Origin of the sequence: Pseudomonas qingdaonensis (assembly GCF_018398475.1) — a bacterium.
Classification (GTDB): Bacteria; Pseudomonadota; Gammaproteobacteria; order Pseudomonadales; family Pseudomonadaceae; genus Aquipseudomonas; species Aquipseudomonas palmensis.
In genome coordinates this window covers 5,665,073-5,687,251 of the sequence record NZ_CP074676.1, presented here as the reverse complement: position 1 = coordinate 5,687,251, position 22,179 = coordinate 5,665,073, and the positions used below count along the sequence as shown (strand labels likewise).

The 22,179-nt window shown below is 63.9% G+C and carries 20 protein-coding genes and 1 pseudogene; 14 read left to right on the top strand and 7 right to left on the bottom strand.

From position 1 onward, the window contains the following. The first annotated feature begins 8 nt into the window (after window positions 1-8). The 3 genes from KH389_RS26040 to KH389_RS26030 all read left to right on the top strand — a co-directional run bounded on the left by KH389_RS26040 (window position 9) and on the right by KH389_RS26030 (window position 3,224). The gene (locus KH389_RS26040; protein ID WP_213606517.1) at window positions 9-1,919 is read left to right on the top strand and encodes an ATP-binding cassette domain-containing protein; all 1,911 of its coding nucleotides are present in this window, start codon (window positions 9-11) and stop codon (window positions 1,917-1,919) included. Further along, on the top strand, window positions 1,919-2,506 hold the full coding sequence (locus KH389_RS26035) for a mechanosensitive ion channel family protein (protein ID WP_043863379.1): 588 nt from the start codon (window positions 1,919-1,921) through the stop codon (window positions 2,504-2,506). Before KH389_RS26040 ends, KH389_RS26035 begins: the two co-directional genes overlap by 1 nt. Before the next feature lie 85 nt (window positions 2,507-2,591). Continuing rightward, a complete protein-coding gene (locus KH389_RS26030; RefSeq protein WP_043863380.1) occupies window positions 2,592-3,224 on the top strand; it encodes a LysE family transporter in 633 nt (210 codons plus the stop codon). Window positions 3,225-3,347: 123 nt separating this feature from the next. On the opposite strand, the gene KH389_RS26025 is transcribed toward KH389_RS26030, so the two are convergent. From KH389_RS26025 to KH389_RS26010, 4 genes are read right to left on the bottom strand one after another with little or no spacing between them, the layout of a single operon-like run. Further along, window positions 3,348-4,088 carry a hypothetical protein gene (locus KH389_RS26025; RefSeq protein ID WP_043863381.1) on the bottom strand — a complete coding sequence of 247 codons (741 nt, stop codon included), beginning with the start codon at window positions 4,086-4,088 and terminating at the stop codon, window positions 3,348-3,350. 3 nt (window positions 4,089-4,091) lie between these two features. Continuing rightward, window positions 4,092-4,679 carry a penicillin-binding protein activator LpoB gene (gene lpoB / locus KH389_RS26020; protein ID WP_043863467.1) on the bottom strand — a complete coding sequence of 196 codons (588 nt, stop codon included), beginning with the start codon at window positions 4,677-4,679 and terminating at the stop codon, window positions 4,092-4,094. A gap of 29 nt (window positions 4,680-4,708) precedes the next feature. Beyond that, a complete protein-coding gene (locus tag KH389_RS26015; RefSeq protein ID WP_043863382.1) occupies window positions 4,709-5,083 on the bottom strand; it encodes a YcfL family putative periplasmic lipoprotein in 375 nt (124 codons plus the stop codon). Window positions 5,084-5,097: 14 nt separating this feature from the next. Further along, the gene (locus KH389_RS26010; RefSeq protein WP_054915494.1) at window positions 5,098-6,489 is read right to left on the bottom strand and encodes a COG3014 family protein; all 1,392 of its coding nucleotides are present in this window, start codon (window positions 6,487-6,489) and stop codon (window positions 5,098-5,100) included. A gap of 434 nt (window positions 6,490-6,923) precedes the next feature. Here KH389_RS26010 and KH389_RS26005 point away from each other — a divergent pair. Together KH389_RS26005 and KH389_RS26000 are read left to right on the top strand one after the other, a co-directional pair. Next, window positions 6,924-8,441 (top strand): annotated as a pseudogene (locus tag KH389_RS26005) (FTR1 family protein); the annotation flags it as partial. A 98-nt stretch (window positions 8,442-8,539) separates the two neighbouring features. Continuing rightward, window positions 8,540-9,001 carry a YaiI/YqxD family protein gene (locus KH389_RS26000; RefSeq protein ID WP_043863384.1) on the top strand — a complete coding sequence of 154 codons (462 nt, stop codon included), beginning with the start codon at window positions 8,540-8,542 and terminating at the stop codon, window positions 8,999-9,001. Window positions 9,002-9,005: 4 nt separating this feature from the next. Here KH389_RS26000 and elbB read toward each other — a convergent pair whose 3' ends face one another. Continuing rightward, window positions 9,006-9,674: an isoprenoid biosynthesis glyoxalase ElbB gene (gene elbB, locus KH389_RS25995; RefSeq protein ID WP_043863385.1), complete on the bottom strand. Its 669-nt coding sequence runs from the start codon at window positions 9,672-9,674 to the stop codon at window positions 9,006-9,008. Between the two features lie 116 nt (window positions 9,675-9,790). Then, on the bottom strand, window positions 9,791-10,432 hold the full coding sequence (locus tag KH389_RS25990; RefSeq protein WP_213606516.1) for a DedA family protein: 642 nt from the start codon (window positions 10,430-10,432) through the stop codon (window positions 9,791-9,793). 207 nt (window positions 10,433-10,639) lie between these two features. Between KH389_RS25990 and hemB the strand changes: the two genes are divergently transcribed. Continuing rightward, on the top strand, window positions 10,640-11,650 hold the full coding sequence (gene hemB / locus KH389_RS25985) for a porphobilinogen synthase (protein ID WP_043863387.1): 1,011 nt from the start codon (window positions 10,640-10,642) through the stop codon (window positions 11,648-11,650). Window positions 11,651-11,669: 19 nt separating this feature from the next. Next, window positions 11,670-13,904 (top strand): polyphosphate kinase 1, encoded by a 2,235-nt coding sequence (gene ppk1, locus KH389_RS25980; RefSeq protein ID WP_043863388.1) that lies wholly within the window; start codon window positions 11,670-11,672, stop codon window positions 13,902-13,904. Here ppk1 and ppx read toward each other — a convergent pair. Beyond that, window positions 13,891-15,393, bottom strand: coding sequence for an exopolyphosphatase (ppx, locus tag KH389_RS25975; protein ID WP_043863389.1), 1,503 nt, complete (start codon window positions 15,391-15,393; stop codon window positions 13,891-13,893). The genes ppk1 and ppx overlap by 14 nt on opposite strands. A gap of 240 nt (window positions 15,394-15,633) precedes the next feature. On the opposite strand from ppx, the gene trxA reads away from it, so the two are divergent. The 7 genes from trxA to KH389_RS25940 all read left to right on the top strand — a co-directional run bounded on the left by trxA (window position 15,634) and on the right by KH389_RS25940 (window position 22,175). Next, window positions 15,634-15,963: a thioredoxin TrxA gene (gene trxA, locus KH389_RS25970; protein ID WP_043863390.1), complete on the top strand. Its 330-nt coding sequence runs from the start codon at window positions 15,634-15,636 to the stop codon at window positions 15,961-15,963. A gap of 230 nt (window positions 15,964-16,193) precedes the next feature. After that, a complete protein-coding gene (gene rho / locus KH389_RS25965; protein WP_043863391.1) occupies window positions 16,194-17,453 on the top strand; it encodes a transcription termination factor Rho in 1,260 nt (419 codons plus the stop codon). Between the two features lie 125 nt (window positions 17,454-17,578). Then, on the top strand, window positions 17,579-19,045 hold the full coding sequence (gene ubiD, locus KH389_RS25960; RefSeq protein WP_054915496.1) for a 4-hydroxy-3-polyprenylbenzoate decarboxylase: 1,467 nt from the start codon (window positions 17,579-17,581) through the stop codon (window positions 19,043-19,045). Further along, complete coding sequence (locus tag KH389_RS25955; RefSeq protein WP_043863393.1) at window positions 19,045-20,013, top strand: CDP-6-deoxy-delta-3,4-glucoseen reductase; 969 nt, start codon at window positions 19,045-19,047, stop codon at window positions 20,011-20,013. Before ubiD ends, KH389_RS25955 begins: the two co-directional genes overlap by 1 nt. Before the next feature lie 276 nt (window positions 20,014-20,289). After that, window positions 20,290-20,940, top strand: coding sequence for a gamma-glutamylcyclotransferase (locus KH389_RS25950; RefSeq protein WP_043863394.1), 651 nt, complete (start codon window positions 20,290-20,292; stop codon window positions 20,938-20,940). 51 nt (window positions 20,941-20,991) lie between these two features. After that, window positions 20,992-21,633 (top strand): energy transducer TonB, encoded by a 642-nt coding sequence (locus KH389_RS25945; protein WP_213606514.1) that lies wholly within the window; start codon window positions 20,992-20,994, stop codon window positions 21,631-21,633. Between the two features lie 11 nt (window positions 21,634-21,644). Then, window positions 21,645-22,175 (top strand): CbrC family protein, encoded by a 531-nt coding sequence (locus tag KH389_RS25940; protein WP_054915498.1) that lies wholly within the window; start codon window positions 21,645-21,647, stop codon window positions 22,173-22,175. The last annotated feature ends 4 nt before the right edge of the window (window positions 22,176-22,179 follow it).

Here is a 22,179-nt window from a genome sequence, read left to right as displayed (position 1 = left end):
CGGCCATTATGATCAGACTTTCGAACCTCACTTTACAGCGTGGTCCCCAGCGCCTGCTAGAAGGCGCCGAGTTGACCCTGCACGCCGGCCAGAAAGCCGGCCTGATCGGTGCCAACGGCGCCGGCAAATCCAGCCTGTTCGCCTTGCTGCGCGGTGAGCTCACGCCCGATTCGGGCGAATGCCAGCTGCCCGGCGACTGGCGCATCGCGCACATGCGCCAGGAGGTCGATACCCTCGATCGCCTGGCGGTGGACTACGTGCTCGATGGCGACGTGCGCCTGCGCGAGGTACAGGCTGCGCTCGCAGCCGCCGAGGCCGCGCACGACAACAATGCATTGGCCCGCCTGCATGTGGAGCTCGACAGCGCCGACGGTTATACCGCCGATGCCCGCGCTCGCAAGCTGCTGGCCGGCCTGGGCTTCAGCAACGAACAGATGGACCGGCGCGTCGGCGACTTCTCCGGCGGCTGGCGCATGCGCCTGAACCTGGCCCAGGCACTGATGTGCCCCAGCGACCTGCTGCTGCTCGACGAGCCCACCAACCACCTGGACCTGGATGCGATCCTGTGGCTTGAAGACTGGCTCAAGAGCTACCCCGGCACGCTGCTGCTGATTTCCCACGACCGCGATTTCCTGGATGCGGTGGTCGACCACGTGGCACACGTGGAACAGTGCAAGCTGACCCTCTACCGCGGCGGCTACAGCGCCTTCGAGCGCGCCCGTGCCGAACGCCTGGCGCAACAGCAGCAGGCGTACGAGAAGCAGCAGGCGCAACGCGCCCACATGGAAAAGTACATCGCCCGGTTCAAGGCCCAGGCCACCAAGGCGCGCCAGGCACAAAGCCGCATCAAGGCACTGGAGCGCATGGAGGAGCTTTCGGCGGCGCATGTCGACTCGCCGTTCGACTTCACCTTCCGCGAGTCCGAGAAGATCTCCAGCCCGCTGCTCGACCTTGCCGAAGCCCGCCTGGGCTATGGCGAAAAGACCGTGCTGGAGAAGGTCAAGCTGCAGCTCACCCCGGGTGCGCGCATCGGCCTGCTGGGCCCCAACGGCGCCGGCAAGTCGACCCTGATCAAGAACCTGGCCGGCGAGCTGGAGCCGCTGGCCGGACGCCTGGTGCGCGGCGAGAACCTGGTGGTGGGCTACTTTGCCCAGCACCAGCTCGATTCGCTGGACAGCAAGGCCAGCCCCCTGCTGCACCTGCAGCGCCTGGCCCCCACCGAGCGCGAGCAGACCCTGCGCGACTTCCTCGGCGGTTTCGATTTTCGCGGTGCGCGCATCGACGAGCCGGTGCTGAACTTCTCCGGCGGCGAAAAGGCCCGCCTGGCCCTGGCGCTGATTGCCTGGGAGCGGCCCAACCTGCTGCTGCTCGACGAACCGACCAACCACCTGGACCTGGAGATGCGCCTGGCACTGACCATGGCCCTGCAGGAGTTCAGTGGCGCGGTACTGGTGGTGTCCCACGACCGTCACCTGCTCAAGAGCACCACCGACGACTTCCTGCTGGTGGCAGACGGCAAGGTCGAGACCTTCGATGGCGACCTCGACGACTACACCCGCTGGCTGGTCGAGTATCGTCAGCGCAATGCCCCGGTCAGCATCACACCGGTCAACCCCGACAAGACCGACAAGAAGGCCCAGCGCCAGGCTGCGGCGGCGTTGCGCCAGCAACTGGCCCCGCACAAGCGCCAGGCCGACAAGCTCGAAGCCGAGCTGGCCAAGTTGCATGAAGAGCTGGCCGGGGTCGATGCCAGCCTGAGCGACAGCGCGCTGTATGAAGCGGCGCGCAAGGACGAGCTGCGCGAGCTGCTGGCCCGCCAGGCCAAGCTGAAGGTGCGCGAAGGCGAGCTGGAAGAAGCCTGGATGCAAGCGCTCGAAGTGCTTGAAAGCATGCAGGCCGAGCTGGAGGCGTTGTCCTGATGGAGTCGATGCAGGGATTGCTGCCGGTCGAGTGGATCGGCCCCTTCTGGATGGGCCTGCAGATACTGCTGATCCTGGTCGCGGCGTACCTGCTGCAACGCCTGGTGGCGCGCTGCCTGACTCGCCTGAGCGAGCGTTACCCGTTGCCGCCGGAGCTGATGGTGCCGCTGCGCGGCGGCTTGCGCTGGCTGATCATGGGCAGCGCGCTGATCTTCGTGCTGGAGCGCCTGGGTGTTTCGGCCACGGTGCTGTGGACGGCCCTGTCGGGCTTTGTCGCGGTGGCGGCGGTGGCCTTCTTCGCGATGTGGAGCGTACTGTCCAACCTGCTCTGCGCGGTGCTGATCTTCACCGTGGGGCCGTTTCGCATCGGCGACGTTGTCGAGCTGGTCGAGACACTCGACAAGCCGGGGGTCAAGGGCCGCGTGACCGCGATCAACCTGCTGTTCACCACCTTGGTCGAACTGCCCGAGGCGGGCGGCGCACTGGTGCAGGTGCCCAACAGCCAGTTCTTCCAGAAGAGCGTGCGCCGCTGGCGCGGTTCGGACGGCCTGGCCGTGGTAAGCGAAAGCCCGAAACCCGGGGCCTGAACACCGGCTGCAAAAAAATGTGGTGATTTTTTCAGCGGCGCATTAGCGTGGAACCCTTGAACAAGGGTCCGGGCCGAGGTGTGTGATGTCGCTGGAAACGTGGTTGGCTTTTTTTGCTGCCTGTTGGGTAATCAGTCTTTCGCCGGGGGCGGGGGCCATTGCGTCCATGTCCTGCGGCCTGCAGTACGGCTTCTGGCGCGGCTACTGGAACGCGCTGGGCCTGCAGTTGGGGCTGGTGATGCAGATCGCGATCATTGCCGCCGGCGTGGGCGCGGTACTCGCTGCCTCGGCTACCGCGTTCCAGGTCATCAAATGGTTTGGCGTTGCCTACCTGATCTACCTGGCCGTGAAACAGTGGCGAGCGCTGCCGGCAGACCTGGCCGACGACTCGACGGTACGCCCCATCGGCAAGCCGCTGAGCCTGGTGTTCCGTGGTTTTCTGGTCAACGTCAGCAACCCCAAGGCGCTGATCTTCATGCTTGCGGTGCTGCCGCAGTTCATCAATCCGCATGCCGAGCTGCTGCCGCAGTACCTGACGATCGCCGGCACCATGGTGGCGGTGGACCTGCTGGTGATGGCGGGTTATACCGGGTTGGCGGCGCGGGTGCTGCGCCTGTTGCGCACGCCCCGGCAGCAGCGGCGAATGAACCGCACGTTTGCCGGGTTGTTCCTGGGTGCGGCGACATTGCTGGCGACCATTCGCCGGGCGCCGGTCTAAGACCGGAAGGCTGCGCCTTCCATCGCGGGTCACCACTGTTCTTGTGGGAGCCGGCGTTGCCGGCGAAGAGGCCAGCACAGACACCCAATAAAAAAGGCGACCCGAGGGTCGCCTTTTGCATGCTCAGCGCAAGATCTGCGCCGGTTCATCCGGCGGCAGGTTGTTGCGCATCGGCGCACGTTCCTGATCCGGCATCACACCCACCAGCTGCTCCTTGAGCTGTCTGGCCACATCCATGCCCAGTTCCTTGGACACTTCACGCACCACCCGCGGACGGTTCAGGCTGACCCGCACGTCCTGGCTGTTCACCAGCTTGGTGTCCTGGCCTTCACCCATGGCGGTGAACGCCGAGGTGATCTCGTAGGTACGGGTGTTGATCAGGCTGAAATCGGCCACCAGGGTCAGGCCCAGGATCGCCGAGTAGCTGTTGGTGTTGTCGATCGAGGTGATATCGCGCTGGAAGTCGATATCCGACAGGGTGCCGAACAGTACGTAGTCGGCGCCCTTGTAGTTGCCCGCCTTGATCCGCGCGATCACGTCATACACGTCCTGCTTGGCCTTGGCCGTGTACGGCGTGCCCTGCACCAGCTGGAACATGCCGGACTTGAGGATCTCGCCCTTGATGTCACCGCTGAACTTGCGCAGCTCGGTCTGCTCGATGTAGCTCTGGCTGCTTTCGAACTCGCTGTAGCTGGACGACGCGTTGGCGTGGTACATGCTCGCATTCGAGTTGCTGCTCGCCGAGACCATGTGGATGTACTGCTCCACGCGCTCCTGATAAGCCAGGTCGGTGACCGCTACCTTGGGGGCCGCTTGCACGCCGAACGCGCAAGCCAGGCCGATGATGCCCATCCATGCACGCATTGCTTAGCGCTCCGTGGTCTTGCGGATTTCTTTTTCGTCCATCCACTCGGCCAGGCCGCTTTCCACGTCGATCAGCTGCAGGCTGAACTTGTAGAACACGTCCTTGTAGTCGCTGCTGCGCTTGACGATCGAGCTGATCGACCCTTCCAGGCGGTATTTGGCAGCGATCATGTTGCCGGTCTTGGCCACGGTGTTCTTCTTGTACAGGCCGCTCTGGTTCTGCAGCTTGAGCTGGTCGACCTGGCTCTGCATCTGGTTGTTGTCGCTGGCGAAGCGGGCGGTGCCGGTCTTCATCAGCTGGGTCTTGATCGAGGTGGTGATCTCGCGGGTATCGATGTACTCGCTGGTCTTGTTCTTCACGTCGTAGACCTGAACCACCGGACGGCCCTGCAGGATGCCGGACTGGGCCAGCGAGCGGGTCATGCTTTCGGCGATCATCTGCAGGTCGGTGGAACCGAACTCGTTGGTGACCAGTTCAACGGCCTTGCTGTCGCCGTAGCCAATGTTCTTGCCGCCCAGTACAGGGGAGTTGTTGGCGCAGCCGCTGGCCAGCGCGACCACTACGGCCAGCAGGGAAAAACGAGCGAACATCATGTTGAGCATCTCCTGAAAATTGAAAATTACTGGGCCTGGACTTCAATGCGGAAGTCAGTGGCCTGGGGGACCGGGGCAATCGCTGGCAGTACGGTGGACTGCGAGCCGTACAGGCTCAGGGTCTTCCAGCTTTCTTCGCTGGCGACCGGGAAGCCGTCGTTGCCCAGCCAGGCAAAGCGATAGAACATCGTCTTGTTGCTGCGGCTGGTGTTGGTCAGCGAGACCTTGACGGTCATGAAGCCGTTTTCGCGGGCAACCCGCATCGGGCCGATATCGATGTTGCTCAGTTTGCCCATCACGACCACCTTGCTGGCGGCGCTGCCCGGTGCGGGCGGTGGTGGGGTGGCGCAGCCGGCCAGCAGGGTGGCGGTGGCGAGCGCGGCGAGAAGCTTGAGGCGCATGGCGATTCCTTGGCTTACTTGAGGCTGGCGACGGCGGCGGCCGGCGCAGGCTGGGTGACTTGCAGGGCCGGGCCACCGGCGTAGACGCGGTTGCCCACGACGCGCAGGGCCACGACCTGATAGGGGCGATCGATCTTCACGGCGATCTTGCTGCCGCCCAGGTTCGACGGCAGGCTCAGCTGGTGCTCGCCCTGGGCCAGGCGCACGCGGGCAACCAGGGTGTCGTCCGGCAGGGTGCGCCAGGTGCGGGTGTCGGCGCCTTCGGTGACGGCCGAGGCGATGCCCACGGCCAGACCAGCCAGCGGGTTGACGTCGTTGAGCTGCTTTTGCGCCACGCCACGGGTGATGGCGCGCACGCTGGTGCGCAGGATGATGCCTGGCATGTCGTCACGCAGCGCGCGGCGCGACATGGCGGTGGTGCTGTTGAGCGCGGTCAGCGAGAGCGTCTTGTCGTTCAGGTAGATCTCGCTGAAGTGCGCGGTGGAGGTGTCTTCCTTGATGATCGGGAACGACAGCGGGGTGATCACCAGATTGCCGCTGATTGGCAGGGGCAGGGGGATGCGCACCGAGTCGCGGGCCGGCGCCAGGCCGCTCTGCACCACGATCAGCACGTCGCTGTCGGCGCCCTTGGCGGCAGGCTTGTCGAGGTCGAGCAGCGCACGCTCGAGCAGCGCGGTGTTCGGGCGCAGTTCGGCCGCCTTGCGGTAGCCCGGTGCAGCCAGGCCTTTTTCGCCCAGTGCTTCGTATACGTAGCCGGACAGGTAGTGGCTGAACGCACTCTGGTAGCTGTTCTTCAGGCCGACCACTTCAGGCGCGTCCAGGGCGGCCACCGGGTAGCCCTGCAGGTCCTTGTACTCGGTCTTGACGCCTTCCTTCTCGGCCTCTTCTTCGCGCTTGAGGTATTCCTTGTCGCGCAGCTCGGCGATCACGGCCTCACGTTCGTGGGTTTTCTTGATTTCGGTGCGGGCACCGTCGAAATCATTCTGCGCCAGCAGGTTCAGGGCCATCTGGGTGGTCAGCATGACTTTTTCGTAGTCGTAGCCTTCGTAGCGGCGCACCTTGTCGTTGACCAGGTAGCTGCCGAACTGGCTCAGGTACTTGGCGGTGTCCAGCTTCACCGACTCTTCCCACTTGAACACCACGCTATCGGCTTCGCGCCAGGCATCCTGGCTACCGCTCAGGTCGCCCTTGGAGCGCAGCAGTTCGCCTTTCTCGAAGTAGTAGAGAAGGTCCTTGTCCTCACCCTTGTTGTTCTTTTCCAGCAGGGCCAGGGCCGCGTCGACGTTGCCGCTGGCCAGCTGCTGGTTGGTTTCCTGGAGTTCGCTGTCGTAGCTGCGAAACGCTGCGCAGCCCGTCAGTTGGACGATCGCGCACAGCGTGGCGACGGTGAGGACACGGGAGGCCATCTTGAATCTCTTCCCTGAAAAGTGACGTTAGGCGCCGGCGAGTGGCGGTGATCCCTTTGGACGCTAGTTCCAAATCCTCTTAGCAGAGGAGCCTGTATTTCCATTCGCTATAACGAAAGGCGCGGCATTATAGACGCAATGACTGGCTAATTAATGGCCTTGTGCTGCATTTTTTCTTGGATGTGCCAGTAGTCACATTTCCCGTGCGGTGTAGGAATAAGTCGATTCCCGGGGTAGGAGATAAACTTGTTTCAAAATTTTTCATGAAACTTCCGGGTGGTGCTTGAGCCGGCGCAAGTGGAAGTGAACAATGCAATCCTCCTCATTCCTGTTCGAGATTGGCTCCCATGACGCCCCGCCCCCGTGTGTTCGCCTGGCTGCTAGGGCCGCTGCTGGCCCTCGGCAGTGCCTTGAGCAGTGCCGCGCCGCTAGCGCCGGTGATTACCCCGGACCCGGCCCGCGGTGCACCGCTGTACGCCCAGCACTGTTCGGTGTGCCACGGTGACGGCGGCGCCGGCGATGGGCCTGCGGGGTTGGGGCTGGAACCACCGCCGGGCGATCTGCGCCAGGCGGCGCGGCTCGACACCCTGAGCCTGGCCGAGCTGTACCGGGTGATGGAGCAGGGCATCGAGGGCAGCGACATGCCGGCGTTCGCCGACCAGCTCGACGAGCGCCAGCGCTGGGATGTGGCCAGCTACATTGCCGGCTTCAGCGCCGAGCCTGGTGCTGTGCAGGCCGACCGGCGCTTCAGCCTGGCCGAGCTGGCGCAGCTCACCCCGGCGCAGGTGCGTGACACCCAGGGTGGCGAGGCGGCGGCCGCCTTTCGCGCCCAGCGCGCCAAGCCGCCAGCGGCGCAACGCGGCCCTGGCCAACTGATCGACTACACCGCCACCACCCTCGAACAGAGCCTGGCCGCCTATCGTGCCGGCGACCACGAGCAGGCCTACGACCTGTCGGTGGCGGCGTACCTGGAGGGCTTCGAGCTGGTGGAAAGCGCCCTGGACAACGTCGATGCCAACCTGCGCAAGAACACCGAAAAGGACCTGATGGCCTACCGCCAGGGGTTGCAGGACGGCTTGCCGGTGGAGCAGGTGACGCAACGCCTGGCGGCGGCCAAGGCCAAGCTCGAAGCATCGGCCAAGCTGCTGGGTGGCGATGGCCTGAGTTGGTCGCTGAGCTTCATCTCCGGCCTGCTGATTCTGCTGCGCGAGGGGCTGGAGGCAATCCTGGTGCTGGCGGCGATTCTGGCCTTCCTGCGCAATACCGGGCAGCAGTCGGCGGTGCGCAGCGTCAACGTGGGGTGGGCGCTGGCCCTGGTGGCGGGCTTTGCCACCTGGGCATTGGCTGCCTACGTGATCGACGTGGGGGGCGCACAGCGTGAACTGCTGGAGGGCTGCACCGCCCTGTTCGCCTGCGTGATGGTGCTGTGGCTGGGGGTGTGGATGCACGACCGGCGCCATGCGGCGGCCTGGCAGGACTACATCAAAAGCAGCCTGGTGGGGGGCGGCGGCCGCTTCGGCTTTGCCGTGCTGGCGTTCTTTTCGGTTTACCGCGAACTGTTCGAGGTGATCCTGTTCTACGAAACCCTGTGGCTGCAGGCCGGGCCTGCGGCGCACGATGCGGTGCTGGCCGGCGGGGCGACGGCGCTGGTGCTGCTGGTGGGTCTGGCGTGGGTGATTCTGCGCGGGTCGGCGAAGTTGCCGCTGTCGCTGTTCTTCAGCATCAACGCGGCGCTGCTGTGCGCGTTGTCGGTGGTGTTCGCCGGGCATGGGGTGAAGGCGTTGCAGGAGGCGGGGGTGTTCGGTACGCGGCCGGTGGCGTTCTTCGACTTCGACTGGCTGGGGATTCATGCCGATGCGTATTCACTGGCCGCGCAGGCGTTGGCGCTGGTGGCCATTGCGGTGTTGTACGGGCGCAGCTGGCTGGCAGGGCGGCGGGTTTCGGTGCACTGATCGAGGGCCCCTGCGCTGGCTTGTCGGCGAATGCTGCAACGCCGCGCCAATGCAGGGATACTGTGCGCCTTGTTCTCTTTGCGGTGGATAACCCAACCATGCGTGTCTGGATCGACGCCGATGCCTGCCCCAAGGCGGCCAAGGACCAACTGGTCAAATTTGCCCTCAAGCGCCAGTTCGAGGTGGTGCTGGTCGCCGGCCAGGGCCAGATCAAGCCGGCCTTTGCCTGCGTCAGGCTCATCGTGGTGCCCAGCGGGCCGGATGCTGCCGACGACTACCTGGTGGAACACGCCGTGCCCGGCGAGTTGGTGATCTGCAGCGATGTGCCACTGGCCGATCGGCTGGTCAAGAAGGGGGTGGCCGCGCTCGATCCGCGTGGTCGCGAATTCGACGAGCGCAACATGGGCGAGCGGCTGGCGGTGCGCAACCTGTTCACCGACCTGCGCGAGCAGGGCCAGGTCGGTGGTGGGCAGGCGCCCTACGGCGAGCGTGAGAAACAGGCCTTCGCCAATGCGCTGGACCGCATTCTCACGCGGTTGGCACGCGCCTACCCGCAGTGATGCCTCAGTCGGCCTCGTGGGTCAGTTCCAGCACCCGGTCGACCAGCTTGTAGATCCCGCCCGCCGCCTCGCCGATGCTCTGCGCCAGCATGTAGGCGGGGGTGCTGACCAGCTTGCGCTGAGTGTCTTCGACGATGTCGTGCACATCGCATTCTTCATGGGTGCCGCCCATCTTGACCACGGCCGCGCTGGTGTCGGCATCGTTGCCGATGGTGCAGACCACGCCTGGCCCGTAGATCTTGGCCGCCAGGGCCGGCGAAATGCAGATCAGGCCCACCGGCTTGCCCGCTTCGGCGAAGGCTTCGGCCAGTGCGAGCACATCGGGGTTGACCGAGCATTTGTCGCCTTCCACGGCGAAGTTGGAGAGGTTTTTCGCAGCGCCGAAGCCACCGGGCACGATCAGTGCGTCGAAGTCGTCCGCATTCGCTTCACGCAGGTCCTTGACCTCGCCGCGCGCAATGCGCGCCGACTCCACCAGCACGTTGCGCGTTTCGGGCATCTCTTCGCCGGTAAGGTGGTTGATCACATGCATCTGCGCGATGTTCGGTGCAAAGCACTGCACCTGGGCGCCACGCTGGTCAAGGCGCAGCAGGGTGATGACGCTCTCGTGAATTTCGGCACCGTCGTACACACCGCAACCGGAAAGGATCACCGCAACTTTTTTCTTGGTCATGCTCACTACTCCCGTTCAAGGCGCTAAATGTCCCCTGATTTGGCCATTCTCGCCAGGCTCTCTACATAGATCGCAATGCAGGGGGAGTGTTCAGTCGTGAGAGCGAGCAGCCAGGCCTATGGCCGGTCGCCACCTTCGCCAGTGGGCTGCTCCCGGGCCTGGGCCCGTGCCAGTTCGGCCTGGGCCTCGGCGGCTTCCTGGCGGGCAATGCGGGCGGCCTTGAAGCGCCGGCGCAGCCACAGCAGGGCGCCCAGTACCACCAGGGCACCGAGTACCCACAGCTCGTACTTCTTCACGTTGCCCAGCAGCCCTTCGAGGATGGCGCCGAAGTGGTAGGCGGCCGCGCCCAGGGCCAGTGCCCATACTGCGGCACCGATGCCGTTGAGCAGCAGGTAGCGGCGCGGCGGGTAGCCGGACAGGCCGATGGCAACGGGCATCACCGTGCGCAGGCCGTAGACGAAACGGAAACTCAGCACCCAGATGTCGGGGTGGCGGCGGATGTGCTCCAGCGCACGGTCCCCCATCATCTGCCAGCGCGGCTTGCGCGCCAGCAGCTTGCGCCCGTGACGACGCCCCATGAAGTACCACAGCTGGTCGCCGGCATAGCTGCCGAAGAAGGCAACCAGCACCACCATGTTGATATCCATGTAGCCACGGAACGCAAGAAATCCGGCGAGAACCAGTATGGTCTCACCTTCAAAAAAGGTGCCTAGAAAAAGGGCAAAATAGCCGAAATCCTGCAGGAATTGTTCAAGCATTTTCTGGGTGCTGGCGAAATGAACGCGCAGCCTACCCCCTGGGAGGCTTTAGGGAAAGTGTCCAAATGTGTCTCGACGTGAACATTTCCTACAAGGAGAATGAATGCGTCCATAAGTCGCAGGGTTGCCTCAGGTCGTCATACGGGCGTCATAATGGCTGCTTATAACTGTCGCGCTCGCCCGCCTGCGCGGGCTCAGGAGTCTGCCGTGAGCTTTACCCCCGCTAACCGTTTGTTTCCTGCCACTCGCCTGCGTCGCAACCGCCGTGACGACTTTTCCCGTCGCCTGGTGCGCGAAACCACACTGACTGTTGACGACCTGATCCTGCCGGTTTTCGTGCTGGACGGCGAAAACCGTCGCGAGGAAGTCGCCTCGATGCCGGGCGTGGAGCGCCTGAGCATCGACCTGCTACTGCAGGCCGCCGAGGAGTGGGTGAAGCTGGGTATTCCGGCCCTGGCCCTGTTCCCGGTGACCCCGCTGGACAGGAAGTCGCTGGATGGCGCCGAAGCCTACAACCCGGACGGTATTGCCCAGCGCGCCACCCGCGCCCTGCGCGACCGCTTCCCGGAGCTGGGGGTGATCACCGACGTGGCACTGGACCCGTTCACCACCCACGGCCAGGACGGTATCCTCGACGAGGAAGGCTACGTCCAGAACGACATCACCGTCGACGCCCTGGTGCGCCAGGCGCTGTCGCATGCCGAGGCCGGCGCCCAGGTGGTGGCCCCGTCGGACATGATGGACGGGCGGATCCAGGCGATCCGTGAAGCCCTGGAGCTGGCCGGTCATGTCAACGTGCGCATCATGGCCTACTCGGCCAAGTATGCCAGCGCCTACTACGGCCCGTTCCGCGACGCGGTCGGCTCGGCGCTGAACCTGGGCAAGGCCAACAAGGCCTCGTACCAGATGGACCCGGCCAACACCAACGAGGCCCTGCATGAAGTGGCCGCCGACCTGTCCGAAGGCGCCGACATGGTAATGGTCAAGCCAGGCATGCCGTATCTGGATATCCTTGCGCGGGTCAAGGACGAGTTCAAGGTGCCGACCTTCGTCTACCAGGTCAGTGGCGAGTACGCGATGCACATGGCCGCGATCCAGAACGGCTGGCTCTCGGAAGGGGTTATCCTCGAATCCCTCACCGCTTTCAAACGGGCGGGCGCCGACGGCATCCTGACCTATTTCGCTGTTCGCGCCGCACAATTGATGAGAGGGCAGTAACGCCCTTCAGGAACGCTAGATGAATAACGAAGCACTTACCGAAGTCGAAGTGAAGGATGCCCAGCCGGTGCCCGAGCAACTGGTCGAAACCCCGCCGGACCTCGAGCCCGCGCCGGTGGTCGAAGCCGAGGCGCCCGTGGTGGCTCCGGCCCCGGCGGTGCCGGCGATTGCCGTGCCGGGCCTGGACGACAGCAGCCTGTACATCCATCGCGAATTGTCCCAGCTGCAGTTCAACATCCGCGTGCTGGAGCAGGCGCTGGACGAGTCCTACCCGCTGCTGGAGCGACTGAAGTTCCTGCTGATCTTTTCCAGCAACCTGGATGAGTTCTTCGAAATTCGTGTGGCGGGCCTGAAGAAGCAGATCACTTTCGCTCGCGAGCAGGCCGGCGCCGACGGCCTGCAGCCGCACCAGGCGCTGGCGCGCATCAGCGAGCTGGTGCACAGCGAAGTGGACCGCCAGTACGCGATCCTCAACGACGTGCTGCTGCCGGAGCTGGAAAAGCACCAGATTCGCTTCATCCGCCGGCGTCACTGGACCACCAAGCTCAAGACCTGGGTGCGCCGCTACTTCCGCGACGAGATCGCACCGATCATTACCCCGATCGGCCTGGACCCGACCCACCCGTTCCCGCTGCTGGTGAACAAGAGCCTGAACTTCATCGTCGAGCTCGAAGGCATCGATGCGTTCGGCCGTGATTCGGGCCTGGCGATCATTCCGGCGCCGCGTCTGCTGCCGCGGGTGATCAAGGTGCCGGAAGACGTCGGTGGCCCCGGCGACAACTACGTGTTCCTGTCGTCGATGATCCATGCGCACGCCGACGACCTGTTCCAGGGCATGAAGGTCAAGGGCTGCTACCAGTTCCGTCTGACCCGCAACGCCGACCTGGCGCTGGACTCCGAGGACGTCGAAGACCTGGCCCGTGCCCTGCGTGGCGAGCTGTTCTCGCGTCGCTATGGCGATGCGGTGCGCCTGGAAGTGGCCGATACCTGTCCCAAGCACCTGTCCGATTACCTGCTCAAGCAGTTCAGCCTGAGCGAGCACGAGGTGTATCAGGTCAATGGCCCGGTCAACCTCACGCGCCTGTTCAGCATCACCAGCCTGGACAGCCACCCGGAGCTGCAGTACACCCCGTTCACCCCGGCAATTCCCAAGCTGTTGCAGAACAGCGAGAACATTTTCAGTGTCATCAGCAAGCAGGACATCCTGCTGATGCACCCCTTCGAGTCGTTCACCCCGGTGGTCGACCTGCTGCGTCAGGCGGCGAAAGACCCGCACGTGCTGGCCGTGCGCCAGACCCTGTACCGCAGCGGCGCCAACTCCGAGATCGTCGACGCGCTGGTGGATGCGGCGCGTAACGGCAAGGAGGTCACCGCAGTGATCGAACTGCGCGCGCGTTTCGACGAAGAGTCCAACCTGCAGATGGCCAGCCGCCTGCAAGCGGCGGGTGCGGTGGTGATCTATGGCGTGGTCGGGTTCAAGACCCACGCCAAGATGATGCTGATTCTGCGGCGCGAGGCCGGCGAGATCGTGCGTTATGCGCACCTGGGTACCGGCAACTACCACGCCGGCAACGCCCGCCTGTACACCGACTACAGCCTGCTGACCTCCGACGACGCCTTGTGCGAGGACGTCGGCAAGCTGTTCAGCCAGCTGATCGGCATGGGCAAGACCCTGCGCATGAAGAAGCTGCTGCACGCGCCGTTCACCCTCAAGAAGGGCATGCTCGACATGATCGCGCGCGAGACCCAGTTCGCCCTGGAAGGCAAGCCGGCGCACATCATCGCCAAGTTCAACTCGCTGACCGACCCCAAGATCATCAAGGCGTTGTACAAGGCCAGCCAGTCGGGCGTGCGCATCGACCTGGTGGTGCGTGGCATGTGCTGCCTGCGTCCGGGCATTCCGGGCGTTTCGCACAACATCCACGTGCGCTCGATCATCGGGCGCTTCCTGGAACACACCCGGGCGTTCTACTTCCTCAATGGCGGGGAAGAGCAGATGTTCCTTTCCAGTGCCGACTGGATGGAGCGCAACCTCGACAAGCGTGTCGAGACCTGCTTCCCGGTGGAGGGCAAGAAGCTGATCCTGCGGGTGAAGAAGGAGCTGGAGGGGTACCTGACCGACAACACCCACGCGTGGCTGCTGCAGTCGGACGGCCGCTATGTGCGCAGCACGCCGACCGGCAACCAGAACCCGCGCAGTGCCCAGGCCACTCTGCTCGAGCGCCTGAGCAACCCGGTGCTTATCGTACGCTGAGGGTAAAGCCGACCCGGGCCAGCCATTCGGCTTCCAGGCCGAAATCGGCCTGGGTCAGCTGGTTCTGTTCCAGCCAGCCGGCCGGGAACTCCACATCCAGGCTCTGGCCGGCGGCATGCAGCTTGACCGTCGGCATCTGCTGGGTGCCGCGGATGTGGTGGAACAGGATCGCGAAGCGCAGCAGCACGCACAGACGAATCAGCTTCACGCCGTCGTCGCCGAATTCGGCGAACTTGTCCTTGGGGATGTTGCGCCGGTGCCCGCGCACCAGCAGTGCCAGCATCTGCTGGTCTTCACGGGAGAAGCCGGCCAGGTCGGAGTGCTCGATCAGGTAGGCGCCGTGCTTGTGGTAATGATAGTGGGCGATGTCCAGTCCCACTTCGTGCACCTTGGCCGCCCAGCCCAGCAGTTCGCGCCAGATCCCGTCTTCAAGATCCCACGCCTTGGCCACCTGGTCGAAGGCATGCAGCGCCTTGCGCTCGACCCGTGCCGCCTGGCCCTGGTCGACGTGGTAGCGCTCCATCAGCGAGGTCAGGGTGCGCTCGCGCACGTCTTCGTGGTGGTGGCGGCCCAGCAGGTCGTACAGCACGCCTTCGCGCAGGGCACCTTCGCAGTGGTCCATGCGTTGCAGTTCCAGCGCGTCGAAGATCGCCTCCAGGATCGCCAGGCCCGCCGGGAAGATGGTGCGCCGGTCGGGCTTGACCCCTTCGAAGTCGATCTTGTCGGTATCGCCCAGCTTGAACAGTTTGCGCTTGAGCCAGGCCAGACCTTCGGCGTTGACCTCGCCATTGCCCATGCCGCCGGCCTTCAGGGCCAGGCCGATGGCGCGGATGGTGCCAGAGGAGCCGATGGCTTCATCCCAGGTCAGGCGGTGCAGGGCATTCTCGATGCTCATCAGCTCCAGGCGCGCGGCGGTGTAGGCCTGGGCATAGCGCGCCGGGGTGATCTTGCCGTCGCGAAAGTAACGCTGGGTGAAGCTCACGCAGCCCATCTGCAGGCTTTCGCGTAGCAGGGGCTCGAAGCGCTGGCCGATGATGAATTCGGTACTGCCGCCGCCGATGTCGGCCACCAGGCGCTTGCCGGGGGTGTCGGCGAGGGTATGGGAGACGCCCAGGTAGATCAGGCGTGCTTCTTCACGGCCGGAAATCACCTCCACCGGGTGTCCGAGAATGGCTTCGGCGCGGCGGATGAATTCGCCGCGGTTGCGCGCTTCGCGCAAGGCGTTGGTGCCGACGATGCGCACCGCGCCGTCAGGCATGCCGTTGATCAGCTGGGCGAAGCGCTTGAGGCAGTCGAGCCCGCGTTGCATGGACTCTTCGCTGAGCTGGCGCTCTTCGTCGATGCCGGCGGCCAGCTGAACCTTTTCCCCCAACCGCTCCAGGATGCGAATGTCGTTGTGGTGGGCCTTGGCCACGACCATGTGAAAACTGTTGGAGCCCAGGTCGATGGCGGCTATCAGGGACAGATTCTTGGCTGGGTTTTGCGGCATGGTGATGGGTTCTCGGTCGATAACCCGGCAATCGTGCCACGATCCGCCGCCGACGCCAACGCGCAGTGTGGCAAGGCTTGACCTGACGCAGTTGCGAGTCTTTTTTATGACTTTTGTGTGACAGTCGATATGCAACGTCTCGCACAACTATAGTTACAGTCAATCGCGCGTGGCTTCCTGTCTACGGCGATGGCGGCTATGATGGGCCACGTTTTTTTGCTTACGACCTTGGAGACTTCCATGAGCAGCGATCTTATCAAACACGTCACCGACGCCACCTTCGAAGCCGACGTGCTCAAGGCTGAAGGTCCGGTGCTGGTCGACTACTGGGCTGAATGGTGCGGCCCATGCAAAATGATCGCTCCGGTTCTGGACGACATCGCCGCTACCTACGAGGGCAAACTGACCGTCGCCAAGCTGAACATCGACGAAAACCAGGAAACCCCAGCCAAGCACGGCGTGCGTGGCATCCCGACGCTGATGCTGTTCAAGAACGGCAATGTCGAGGCGACCAAGGTCGGCGCATTGTCCAAGTCTCAGCTGCAGGCGTTCCTCGACGCCAATATCTGAGTCGAAAAAAGCCCCGCATTCGTCGGGGCTTTTCTCTGTCTGGTGACTAGACGCCAGAAAATGCAAGTGATACATTCGGCCTCGCACTGTTTCTTTCAGTGCCCCCTGCACGCCGTCGCCGACGCACCTCAATTCGAATTAGTACGCGATCCTGTCGCCTTCTCTGCGGCGCGGCTTCATTAAGCCAGAAGCTTAATTCCCCCTTCTTACATGATTACGTCATTCCCCTTATGAATCTGACTGAACTCAAGCAAAAGCCGATTACCGATCTGCTCGAATTGGCCGAACAGATGGGCATAGAAAATATGGCCCGTTCGCGCAAGCAGGACGTGATTTTCTCCCTGTTGAAAAAGCACGCGAAAAGCGGCGAGGAAATCTCCGGTGACGGCGTGCTGGAGATTCTCCAGGACGGTTTCGGCTTCCTGCGTTCGGCTGACGCTTCGTACCTGGCCGGCCCGGACGACATCTATGTCTCGCCCAGCCAGATTCGTCGCTTCAACCTGCGTACCGGTGACACCATCGTCGGCAAGATCCGCCCGCCCAAAGAAGGCGAGCGCTACTTCGCGCTGCTCAAGGTCGACACCATCAACTACGACCGTCCGGAAAACGCGAAGAACAAGATCCTCTTCGAAAACCTGACGCCGTTGTTCCCGAACAAGCGCCTGAAGATGGAAGCCGGCAACGGTTCCACCGAGGACCTCACCGGTCGCGTCATCGACCTGTGCGCGCCGATCGGCAAGGGCCAGCGCGGCCTGATCGTCGCCCCGCCGAAAGCGGGCAAGACCATCATGCTGCAGAACATCGCGGCCAACATCACCCGCAACAACCCCGAGTGCCACCTGATCGTGCTGCTGATCGACGAGCGCCCGGAAGAAGTGACCGAGATGCAGCGCACCGTGCGCGGCGAAGTGGTCGCCTCCACCTTCGACGAGCCGCCAACCCGTCACGTGCAAGTGGCCGAGATGGTCATCGAGAAGGCCAAGCGCCTGGTCGAGCACAAGAAGGACGTGGTCATCCTGCTCGACTCGATCACTCGTCTGGCCCGTGCCTACAACACCGTGATCCCGAGCTCCGGCAAGGTGCTGACCGGTGGTGTCGACGCCCACGCCCTGGAGAAGCCGAAGCGTTTCTTCGGTGCTGCACGTAACATCGAGGAAGGCGGTTCGCTGACCATCATCGCCACCGCGCTGGTCGAGACCGGCTCGAAGATGGACGAAGTGATCTACGAAGAGTTCAAGGGTACCGGCAACATGGAACTGCCCCTGGACCGTCGCATTGCCGAGAAGCGCGTGTTCCCGGCCATCAACATCAACCGTTCGGGTACCCGTCGCGAAGAGCTGCTGACCGCCGACGACGAGCTGCAGCGCATGTGGATCCTGCGCAAGCTGCTGCACCCGATGGACGAGATCGCTGCCATCGAGTTCCTGGTCGACAAGCTCAAGCAGACCAAGACCAACGACGAGTTCTTCCTGTCGATGAAGCGCAAGTAACACGGGCGGTACGCAAGAGCCGGGGAAACCCGGCTTTTTGCTATCTGTACATTGTCTATTCTGGCGGGCGGGGTTCGGCGCTACACTTTGCACCCCGACCGCTACGGCGAACACGAGGCTCCCGCATGCAGTATCGCGATTTGCGCGACTTTATCCGCGGCCTGGAACAGCGCGGCGAACTCAAGCGCATTCAGGTCCCCATCTCCCCGATCCTGGAAATGACCGAGGTCTGCGACCGCACCCTGCGTGCCAAGGGCCCGGCGTTGCTGTTCGAGAACCCTACCGGTTACGACATTCCGGTGCTGGGCAACCTGTTCGGCACCCCGGAGCGCGTGGCCATGGGCATGGGCGCCGAGTCGGTCAGCGAATTGCGCGAGATCGGCAAGCTGCTGGCCTTCCTCAAGGAGCCCGAGCCGCCCAAGGGGCTGAAGGACGCCTGGTCGAAGCTGCCGATCTTCAAGAAGGTCATCTCGATGGCGCCCAAGGTGGTCAAGGATGCGCCCTGCCACGACGTGGTGATCGAGGGGGACGACGTCGATCTTGGCGCGCTGCCGATCCAGCACTGCTGGCCGGGCGACGTGGCGCCGCTGATCACCTGGGGCCTGACCGTGACCCGAGGTCCGAACAAGGACCGCCAGAATCTGGGTATCTATCGCCAGCAGGTCATCGCCCGCAACAAGGTCATCATGCGCTGGTTGAGCCACCGTGGCGGCGCGCTGGACTACCGCGAGTGGTGCGAGAAGCACCCTGGCCAGCCGTTCCCGGTGGCCGTGGCACTGGGCGCCGACCCGGCGACCATCCTCGGCGCGGTGACCCCGGTGCCCGACAGCCTGTCCGAGTACGCCTTCGCCGGCCTGCTGCGCGGCAACCGTACCGAGCTGGTCAAGTGCCGCGGCAATGACCTGCAGGTGCCCGCCACCGCCGAGATCATCCTCGAAGGCGTGATCCACCCCGGCGAGATGGCGCCCGAAGGCCCGTATGGCGATCACACCGGCTACTACAACGAAGTCGACAGCTTCCCGGTGTTCACCGTGGAGCGCATCACCCACCGCACCAAGCCGATCTATCACAGCACCTACACAGGGCGTCCGCCTGACGAGCCGGCGATTCTGGGCGTGGCGCTGAACGAAGTGTTCGTGCCGATCCTGCAGAAGCAGTTCCCCGAGATCACCGACTTCTACCTGCCGCCTGAAGGCTGCTCGTACCGCATGGCGGTGGTCACCATGAAAAAACAGTACCCAGGGCACGCCAAGCGCGTGATGCTGGGGGTGTGGTCGTTCCTGCGCCAGTTCATGTACACCAAGTTCGTGATCGTCACCGACGACGACATCAACGCGCGGGACTGGAACGACGTGATCTGGGCCATCACCACGCGCATGGACCCCAAGCGCGATACCGTGATGATCGACAACACGCCGATCGACTACCTGGACTTCGCCTCGCCGGTTTCCGGCCTGGGCTCGAAGATGGGCCTGGATGCCACCCACAAGTGGCCGGGCGAAACCACCCGCGAGTGGGGGCGTGTCATCGTCAAGGACGAGGCCGTCACCCGACGCATCGATGAGCTGTGGACACAGTTGGGAATAGACTGATGCAGGTTACCTTGCAGCCCTCCGGGGCGGTGCTGGCACTGAACCCTGGTGAGCGCATACTGGATGGGGCCCGTCGTCTGGGCTATGACTGCCCGCAGAGCTGCCGCAATGGCAATTGCCATGTGTGCGCGGCACTGCTGGTGGAAGGCCGTGTGCGCCAGGATGGCGAGGTGAAGGACCATGGCGAGCTGTACACCTGCATCGCCGAGCCGCTGGAGGATTGCGTGTTGCTGTGGGATGGCGTGTTGGCCCTGGGCGAGCTGCCGGTGCGCAAGCTGGCCTGCCAGTTGAGCGAATGTGTCGAGGTGGGCGGCGACGTGTGGCGCGTGCGTCTGCGCGCGCCGGCCGGCAAGCCGCCGCGCTACCACGCCGGGCAGTACCTGATGATCGAGCGCGAAGCTGGCGACAAGGCCGCGTTCTCGCTGGCCTCGGCGCCACACAGCGGGCGTGACCTGGAGCTGCACGTGCTGGCCCGCGAGAGCAGTGCACTGGAACTGATCGCACAGTTGCAGCGCAACCGCATGGCGCGGGTGGAGCTGCCGTTTGGCGACACGCACCTGGCCGAACTGCCGGACGGGCCGCTGGTACTGATTGCTGCCGGTACCGGCATGGCGCAGATGCACAGCCTGATCGAACATTGCCGGGCCAGCGGCTTCAAGCACCCGGTGCACCTGTACTGGGGAGTGCGCCGCCCGGAAGACTTCTATCAGATCGAGCACTGGGACGAGTGGGCAACGCTGCCCAACCTGTTCCTGCACAAGGTAGTGAGCGACTTGTGCGGCTGGGAGGGGCGCTGCGGACTGCTGCACGAGGCCGTCTGCGAAGACATTGCCGACCTTGCGGGCGTGCACGTGTATGCCAGTGGCTCGCCCACCATGATCTACGCCACCCTCGATGCCCTGGTGGACGCTGGCATGGACGCACACCAGATGCGCGCCGATGTATTCGCTTATGCCCCGCGCGGCTAACTTAGGTAATAACGGCGCGTTGCAATAACGCGCCGATTCAAATAACCCGATTGTGCCTCGTTGGTTATAAGTGCTGGCCGCGTTAATTATTGCAAGCACCGCCAAAAACTATTACTACACTTGAAACAGCAGGCCTGAAAGCCCCGGTGCTGGGGGCTTTGTTTGCAACGGGGGCTTGTATTCGAGCGGCCATCTGCCGTACGGTCGATGTATTGTTAGTGCAATGACTTTACAGTGGGCCACTTCAGTAGTTCACGAGGAATTCTGGCGGCGATCATGTCGGCAATTGAAACTGCACCCTCGAGTTTGGCGTACCCTCCGGTGCTCGACTTCGGTCAGCAACTGACCCACGAGCAACTTCGACAATCGGTTGATCACACCATGTCCCGCCATCAGGGCGGCCCGGTCTGGCTGTTTGCCTATGGCTCGCTGATCTGGCGACCGGAATGCAGCGCGGCCGAGCGCCGGCGCGCACGCGTGCATGGCTATCATCGCGGCCTGTACCTGTGGTCCCACGAGCACCGCGGCACTCCGGAGTGCCCGGGGCTGGTGTTCGGTCTGGACCGTGGTGGCTCGTGCAGCGGCTTTGCCTATCGGCTGCCCGAAGAGCGCCTGGAGGATTCATTGCTGGCGCTGTGGCAGCGCGAGATGCCGTACCCGGCGTACCGTCCGCACTGGCTCAACTGCCGCCTCGAGGACGGCAGCAAGGTGCAGGCACTGGGCTTCGTGCTGGAGCGGCACTTGCCGTGCTATGCCGGCAACCTGCCCGACACCTTGCTCAGCCATATCCTGGCCAGCGCCAAGGGTCGCTACGGCACCACCCGCGACTATGTCGAGCAGACCCTTTCGGCGCTGCGCACCCATGCCATGCCCGACCGCAACCTGGAGGCACGCTTCAAGCGTTGTCATTCGGCGGACAAGGCGTGAAGCCTGCGGTACCATCGCGCCCCTTATCAATGGACGTGTTGGGAATCAGGGATGAAACGCTGGTTTGGAATACTATTGTGCTGGTGCTGCGCCGTGCAGGCCGAGCATGTGCCCACGTTCGCGCAGCCCCCGGCCCCGGTGTACCCGAGGGCCATGAGGCTGGTGGGCCTGGAGGGCGCTGTGCGCATCGGCTACCAGGTCGATTCGCGCGATGGCTCGGTCAGCCATGTAACCGTCAAGCACAGTGATCATGCGTTGTTCAGTGCGTCTGCAGAAGCGGCCATCGCAAAGGTGCGGTTCGAACCCTGGACGGTGGCCGCGGGCGAGCCGCTGAAAACCGATGTGGTGCAGAGCCTGCTCTTTCGCATGGATGAGCAGTCCATGGCGATGACCCTGGATGCCCAGGCCGCGTTGCCGCAGCTGCAGTGCAAGCTGTTCAGTTACTACCTGGCCACCTACCGTCAGATCCGCTCGCATCAGCCGCTGTGGCAGATGGACAGCGTGGCCACGTCCATCGGCTTGCTGGCCAGGACGTCACCCGCATCGCCCACCCTGCTGCAGTTCAAGCAGGCGCAGCAGGCGTTCGAGGCAGCGCTGCCGTCTATCGAGCGGCGCTGCGCCGGGCAGCCCGACCTGATGTTCATCGACGCCTGGCCGCAGCAACTGCGTGACCTTGCGCTCAAGCAGCTGTGAGAAGGAGTGCCATGACAACACCACTTCCGGTCTTTACCTATTACCCCGGCAAGGTTCATTACATCGTGGCCAGCAGCGAGGCTTGCGTGTGCTGCGGGCAGGCGCGTGGTTACCTGTATGACGGCACGCTGTACACCGCGCAGACACTCGAGGGCGATATCTGCCCGTGGTGCATCGCCGATGGTTCGGCGGCCAGGCGCTACGACGGCAGTTTCCATGATGTGTATGCGATGGGGGAGGCGGGCATAAAGCCTGAGGTGCTCGACGAGATCGCCTATCGCACGCCGGGCTATCCCACATGGCAGGACAGCCAGTGGATGCACCATTGCGGTGACGCCTGCGAGTTCCACGGGGACGCCAGCGCCGAGGACATCAGTGAGGCCACGCCGGCGACCCGGGAGCACTGGGCCGAGTACAACGGCATGACCGTGGAGGACTGGTCGTGGGCCGCGGTGGGGTATGCGCCGGGCGGGGATACCGGGTTCTACAAGTTCGTGTGCCGTGGGTGCAAGCAGGTGCTGCTGGCCTGGGACATGAGCTGACGTT